1 protein-coding gene is annotated in these 905 nt (G+C 45.9%); it reads left to right on the forward strand.

Features of this window, described 5'->3' with window-relative positions; genetic code table 11:
- On the forward strand, positions 1 to 903 hold a 903-nt coding region (locus P4361_RS23080), incomplete at its 5' end, for a M36 family metallopeptidase (RefSeq protein WP_328091223.1).
- Between the last annotated feature and the right edge of the window lie 2 nt (positions 904 to 905).

Raw genomic sequence — 905 nt, forward strand, 5'->3', positions numbered from 1 at the left:
CAGGTTTTTCTACCGAATCCGGTGGAATCCAGTGGAAGTGCGGCAGGGCTGGCAGACAATAATGATGCGGATTCACCAGCATTGAACGCCCAGCTTAAAAATGTTCAATTATTGGGTCTTGATGGAACAGGAAAACTGGCAGGCCAATATGTTGCCATTAACTCAAAAGCAAGGACGAAAAGTTCAACTCTTACATTCAATTACACTCGCTCGGATAATCAATTTGAAGATGTAATGGCTTACTATCATATTGATACCTTGCAGCGCTACATTCAATCGCTAGGTTTTACCAACATCAACAACCGTTCGATTACAGCGAATGTGAATACGTATAAACAGGATAACTCTTTTTACAGCCCGACGAAGAAGGATCTTACCTTTGGTTCTGGCGGGGTGGATGATGCTGAGGATGCAGGAGTCATCGCTCACGAATATGGACATTCTATTCAGGACAATCAGGTTCCAGGTTTTGGGGACTCCCTTGAAGGAGGATCTATGGGGGAGGGCTTTGGAGACTATCTTGGTGCAACCTATGAGGATGCAGTTACAGGGGATGGATTTGGACATGCTTGTGTTGCGGAATGGGATTCAACCTCCTATTCTTCGTCAAACCCTCCTTGTCTGAGAAGACTGGATGAAAATAAAGTATACCCAAGGGATGTTGCCGGGGAAGTCCATGCGGATGGAGAGATTTGGTCTCAGCCCCTATATGAGCTGGCAGGAGCTATTGGAAGGGACGCTGCTACAAAAATTATTTTGCAGTCTCATTGGTCACTGACACCCAATGCAACATTTAATGACGGGGCACGGGCGATCAAGCAGGCAGATCAGCAGCTCAATGGCGGCCGCAATGCAAAAACAATTGATGCAGTCTTTAAAGCGAGAGGGCTATCAACCAATTAATA

It is taken from the genome of Fictibacillus sp. B-59209 (assembly GCF_036216745.1).
GTDB lineage: Bacteria > Bacillota > Bacilli > Bacillales > Fictibacillaceae > Fictibacillus_C > Fictibacillus_C marinisediminis.